Origin of the sequence: Cryobacterium sp. MLB-32 (assembly GCF_000738085.1) — a bacterium.
Taxonomy (GTDB): Bacteria; Actinomycetota; Actinomycetes; order Actinomycetales; family Microbacteriaceae; genus Cryobacterium.
On the sequence record NZ_JPRS01000221.1, the window covers coordinates 1 to 5,607 of the forward strand.

Sequence of the window (5,607 nt, forward strand, 5' to 3'; positions counted from 1 at the left end):
CCGCCGACGACGAGGGCCGCCGCGCCGCACGGTTCACCGCGCGTCAGCGTGCCGCCCTCGGCGCCCTGCTCGTGATGCTGTTCGGCCAGCGCGGGTTCGACCCGGCCGGGCTCTCGCTTCGCATCTCCGGCGACCCGGCCGAGACGGCCGGGCTCTCGCTTCGGGTCTCCGGAGTCCAGTCGGGCACGGCCGAGGCTGGGCACCCGTCGACGACGGTCGCCCTTGAGGCCTCCGTGCCGGTGAGCGCGCGCCAGCTGAGCCGGCTCGTGCATCCGTTCGTCGCTGCCTCCGGGTGGAATTCGCGCACGTGCGTGTCACCGTGCGCGGTCACCAACTTTCCGTGCGCATCGAGACCGGGAGCGCCCGCGAACGACCCACCCTGGCTGCGGCCGCAACCAGAAACGAGTACTGATGGCGAAGCTCTACTTCCGCTACGGAGCGATGAACAGCGGCAAGAGCACCTCTATGCTCCAGGCCGCCTACAACTACGAGGAGCGGGGGCACCAGGTGCTGCTCGCCAAGCCGTCCGTTGACACGAAGGGTGACCGCGGTATCCTCTCCAGGCTCGGCGTCACCCGCGCAGTCGACTATCTGCTGACGCCGGATACGGATGCCCTCGCCACTTTCCAACTGCACCGCGCGCAGGTGCTCGCCCAAACCGGGCTCGACGTGAGCGCTCTGCTGCTCGATGAGGCACAGTTTCTCACCGAGACGCAGGTGGATGACCTGCTGCGCATCGCCATCCTGGAGAATGTCCCCGTGCTCGCGTATGGCATTCGAACGGACTTCCAGACCGTCGCCTTTCCCGGCAGTCGGCGATTGCTTGAGGTGTCTCACAGCCTCGAAGAGCTCAAGACGATTTGCCGGTGTGGGCGTAAGGCGGTGTTCAACGGGCGCAAGGTCGACGGCGTCTATGTCTTCGACGGCGATCAGGTCGCGATCGACGAAGCGGAGGTGACGTACGAATCGCTGTGCGGTTCGTGCTATCTCGAAGAAAGTGGCGGCGTTCTCAACACGCGAAGCCGATCCTGAGCGCCTCGTGTCGGTGCGATGGCGGATGGAAACCATAGGTGAGGCACCCGCAAGCTCCTGTTCGGAAGTCGCGAATGCCTCAACACCCCCGGTACCCCCGTTATGTTCCCCAGGCTCAACTGTAGGTACACCCCCAGTAATGCGGTAGCCGTTACTTCCATCGGCCCCCATATTGAGTGGCACCACCGTGCTTTTATGCAGTTTTTCCCCCTGTGCGATACGTTTATGGGCCAAGGGTCACGATTTCGCCACGTCGGACTGCGACAGGGCTTGTGGATACACGTACCGGTCTGTCCCCCTATTAGGGTTGTGAGCATGTACCGCTACAGAGTGGCGCTTATTGATGATCATGAAATCGTCGCACGCGGTTTCGCTGAACTGTTTTCGACCATCGGCAATATTCACGTTGTCGGCACGGTAGCGACTGTGACCGAGCTTCTGGATGCAACGCCCCCGGACGAGAAGATCGACCTCGTCATCCTCGACCTGCGCCTGTCCGACGGGTCAACGGTCACGAGCAACGTGCGCCGGCTGCGGGAGCGAGGGACCCAGGTCCTTGCCTTCACGGGCGGGGACGACGCGCAGCTCATGCGCGCCGCGGCGCGCTCGGGGGTGCTCGGTGTCGTGCGTAAGTCCGAGCCCGCCGCGGTGTTGCTCGATGCCGTCGCGCGCGCGGCGCTCGGTGAGACCATCGCGTCCACCGATTGGGCGGCGGCCCTCGACGGCGATCCGGAGATCTCCAATGCCGCCCTGAGCCCGCGCGAGCGCGAGGTGCTCTCCCTTTACGCCGCGGGGGCGAAGGCGCCCCTCGTGGCCTCGAAAACGGGGCTGTCGGAGTCCACGGTGATCGACTACATCCGTCGGGTGCGATCGAAGTACGAACGGGTCGGCCGACCGGCCAACACGAAGATCGACCTGTACAAACGCGCTCTCGAAGACGGTATTCTGCCCATTCCCGGACAGCACTGACCACGAGACGGCCGCCCATCCCGTGACCCCGCTGACCGCACCCGTCGATGCGGAACCGGCGCGCCCGAGCGTTCGCGGTGCCGTCCCGACATCGCTGCACACGGCCGGTCGCGTGCAGACGGACGGCAGCGACGCTCCCGCGTTCGTCGACGGGGCACGGGAGCGACTCGCCCGCATGCTCTACCTCGCGGCCGGCGGCGGTGCGATCATCTTCGCCGTGCTGTCGATCCAGCCGTTCCTCGCGCAGGCGCACGAGCTGGCGCTGTGGTTGTCGTGGACGGCGTGGCTGCTGGTCTTCGGGCTCCCGGTGCTGTCGGCGGCGCTGTCCCGGCACGCATCGCTGTCCGTGCTGCGCGTGCTCGCCCTCGTGCACGGCGGCGTCTTCCTGGTGATCCTCGTGAGTTGGTTGGCGCTCAATGCGCACGCACTGCCGCCGGGTCTGGGAATCCCGTGGGTGCTCACGTTCACCGGCATTCCGTGCGTCGCCGTGGCCGTGGCCGAGCGCGGGTGGGTGTCCTGGTTGTTCATTCTGGTGGCCTGCACCCTGAGCGCGTTCGTGCGCGCCGTCACGACGCCCAATTACCGACCGGCCCTCGTCGGCCTGGAAGACGGGCTGTATTCGCTGCTGCTGATCAGCGTCTTCGTCGGTTTCACCCTTGCCCTCCGGCGCAGCGCCGGGCGGATCGAGGCCGCTGCTCAACTGGCTCGAGCAGCGGCTGCCCGCCGAGCGGCTCGAGCAGCCCGAACGCAGGAGCGCCAGATCATCGACGCCCTCGTGCACGACAGCGTGATCTCCACCCTGCTCGTGGCCGGCCTCGGCCGGGCAGACCCCGCCGTCATTGCCCGCCAGGCCGCCACCACCATCGAGAAGCTCGACGCGCTCAGTCTGCCGACGCGATTCGACGTCGTGCTGCGGTCTGCCGTCTGGCTGCGCATCGCGGCCCTCTCCCGTGAACTCGCGCCGGACGTGATTCTGCGCTCGGAGCTCCACCTCGAACGCCTGGTTCCGGTGCATGTCCGTGACGCGGTGGTCGGTGCGGTGGGAGAGGCGCTGCGCAACTCGATGGCCGCCGCCGGAGTCGGGCACCGGCGCACGGTCATCCGCCGGGTCACCGTGCGTCCCGCGGGCGGCGGCATCCAGGTACTCGTCTCTGATGACGGGGCGGGCTTCGACCCGGCACTCGTGCCGGGCGAGCGTCTCGGTATCGCGCAGAGCATCGTCGGGCGTATGCAGCGGATCCCCGGCGGTTCCGGGGTGGTGCGGTCCAGTCCGGGGTTCGGCACCGAGGTGCTCATTACGTGGATTCCCCCCGGCGCGATCAGAGACATACCCGCCCGTCTGTCGATCCAGTCCTCGGCGGCGGTCGCGTCGCTCGCGTCGGCCGACAGCCCCGACTTCGACCGGCGCTTCAGCGCCGACCGACGGGTGAGTGCCGACCGACGTACGCCGGCCCGGGTGCCCGTCGACCGTCGTGTGGATCCTGACCGCCGCGTCGCCCCCCGCATCGATCCCCACCCGGCCACCGCCAGAATCCCGACCGGTCAGGGACGCGACTCTCTCTCGCTCTCGGGCACGCTCGGGCTCTCGACCCCGCTGGCCCTGACCGTGCTGCTGTTGTTCATCTCCGTGCACGCGTTGCTCGCGTTTTCCGATTCCGAGTCGCTGGCCCGCAAGCCGCTCGGCATGCCTGTCGACCTGTTGGCGCTCGTGTCGGTGTCGGTGGCCGCCCTGTGGATCACCCTTCCGGCGAGGGATCCGTTTGCCTACCCGCGGATGTTCGGCATCCTCCTGCTGTGCAGCGTGACGGCCGGGCTCATGTACCTGCAGATCTCGCCGCTCGACGACCAACCGTTCGCGCACTGGCATCTGGGCGCCGTTACCCTCGTGCTCGTCGTGCTCGTGGCGCGGGGACGCATCGGCTGGGCATGGGTGGGGTATGCCGCGCTCGCCGCGGCCACGGTGGCGTGGGCCGTGGTGAACGGGCTGACCTTGGTCGACGGTGTGAACCTGGTGGTTCGGCACGGCGGAACGCTTCTGGTGGGAACGCTGTTCGCCCTCGGGATGCGCCGCTCGGGCCGCACCCTGCTCGTGTTCATTCGGGAGCGCGGCGAACGGGCCTCGAGTGAGGCCACGACCGGCGCGGTCGTGGAAGAGCGGGAGGTGCAGCTGGCCCGGATCAATGCGCTCGCGCGCCCGGCACTCACCCGACTCACCCTGCCGTACGCGCTCGATGACGCCGAGCGCGCCGAGTGCCTCCTGGTGGAGGGCAGCCTGCGCGATGCCATCCGCGCGCGCAGCCTGTTCGTTGAGCCGATCATCACCGCCACCCGAAACGCCCGGACCCGCGGCGTGGAGGTCACCCTGCTCGACGACAGCGGCGACAACCAGCTCACCGACGTGACCCTCTTCGCCCGACTCGTCGCCGACCAGCTCGATGCGCTGTCTTTCGGCAGCTTCACGCTGCGGATCCTGCCCACCGGGCGCGCCGAGCTGGCCACCATCGTGGTGCAATCCACGGAGCATCGCATGCTCGTGGTGGATGCCGACGGTTCCGCCCGCGACGCCTGACCGGCCAAGACTCGCTCACCGGCCACGGCCCGCCCGCCGGGATGAGCCGGCGCCAGCGCAGATACGTCCGCTCAACCCCAGAACTGGGGCGTGACCGGTGCGATCGGCCACCGTGATACTAGGTACGCCCTGATCTCTGCGCGACCGCGATCGACCGGGAAAGGTTGTGATCACGAGGGGGGATGGGATGCTGAGAGGCGTGGTGCGGCGGCCTCGATCCGTCGCGGCCCTTGGCATGCTTACCTCCTCCAGTCTTGTGCTGACCGTCGTGGCGTTCCTGTACCCGGGCTTCGCCACCGCCGACGTGGAGCTCAACGACGGCGGCGTCTGGGTCACGAAGCAGTCGAGCCTGCTGGTCGGCCACCTGAACTACCAGTCCCAGGTGCTCGAATCCGGTCTGCGCACGAGCGAGAACGACTTCGACATCCTGCAATCCGGGCGCACCGTCATCACGCACAACCGCGCGAGCGCCACCGTGAGCGTCATCGATCCGGCCAGCGTCGTGTTCGGCAGCGCCGTGCACGTGCCGGCCGCGGCATCCGTCACCCTCGGCGGGGAGACCGTCGCGATTCTCGATCCCGCACAGGGCGATCTTTTCGTCACCGCCGCGAACCAGCTCGAGTCCTTCGTGCTCGACGGCGCCGTTCCGGTGATCTCGCTCGGCGCGGGCGCCGCGGCCACCGTGGGCGGCGACGGAACGGTGCGCGCGGTGTCCGTGCGCGACGGACTGCTCGTGACCGTGCCCATGACCGACGCCGGGCCGGCCGAGCCCGTCGTCACGCCACTCGCCCCGCTCACCGCGACGTCCACCGTGTCGATCGCGGCGGTCGGAAGCGACAGCGTGGTCTTCGACTCGGGTACCGGCACACTTCTGCTCCCGGGCGGACGCTCCGCCGCCGTGCCCGACGCGGAGGGCGCCGTGCTGCAACAGAGCGGGCCCGACTCCGACACCGTGCTCGTGGCCACCCGCACCACCCTGATCGAACAGCCGCTCGACGGCGGGGCGGCGACGAGGGTCGACCCCGGCGGCACGGCAC

The 5,607-nt window shown here is 68.6% G+C and carries 4 protein-coding genes and 1 pseudogene; 4 read left to right on the plus strand and 1 reads right to left on the minus strand.

Annotation, left to right across the window (positions count from 1 at the left end; genetic code table 11):
* The coding region (locus JF66_RS16480) for a hypothetical protein (protein WP_035879729.1) at nucleotides 1-272 on the minus strand (272 nt) is incomplete at its 3' end.
* Nucleotides 273-411: 139 nt separating this feature from the next.
* Here JF66_RS16480 and JF66_RS16485 point away from each other — a divergent pair.
* From JF66_RS16485 to JF66_RS16500, 4 genes and pseudogenes are all read left to right on the plus strand, one after another.
* Nucleotides 412-1,032, plus strand: coding sequence for a thymidine kinase (locus tag JF66_RS16485; protein ID WP_035879730.1), 621 nt, complete (start codon nucleotides 412-414; stop codon nucleotides 1,030-1,032).
* Nucleotides 1,033-1,347: 315 nt separating this feature from the next.
* Nucleotides 1,348-2,001: a response regulator transcription factor gene (locus tag JF66_RS16490; protein ID WP_035879733.1), complete on the plus strand. Its 654-nt coding sequence runs from the start codon at nucleotides 1,348-1,350 to the stop codon at nucleotides 1,999-2,001.
* A gap of 22 nt (nucleotides 2,002-2,023) precedes the next feature.
* Nucleotides 2,024-4,570, plus strand: coding sequence for an ATP-binding protein (locus tag JF66_RS16495; RefSeq protein WP_035879731.1), 2,547 nt, complete (start codon nucleotides 2,024-2,026; stop codon nucleotides 4,568-4,570).
* Nucleotides 4,571-4,805: 235 nt separating this feature from the next.
* Nucleotides 4,806-5,607 (plus strand): annotated as a pseudogene (locus JF66_RS16500) (hypothetical protein); the annotation flags it as partial.

Coding starts and splice junctions, on each gene's coding strand:
- JF66_RS16490 (WP_035879733.1), top strand. CDS start 1,348: ATGTACCGCTACAGAGTGGCGCTTATTGATGATCATGAAATCGTCGCA.
- JF66_RS16485 (WP_035879730.1), top strand. CDS start 412: ATGGCGAAGCTCTACTTCCGCTACGGAGCGATGAACAGCGGCAAGAGC.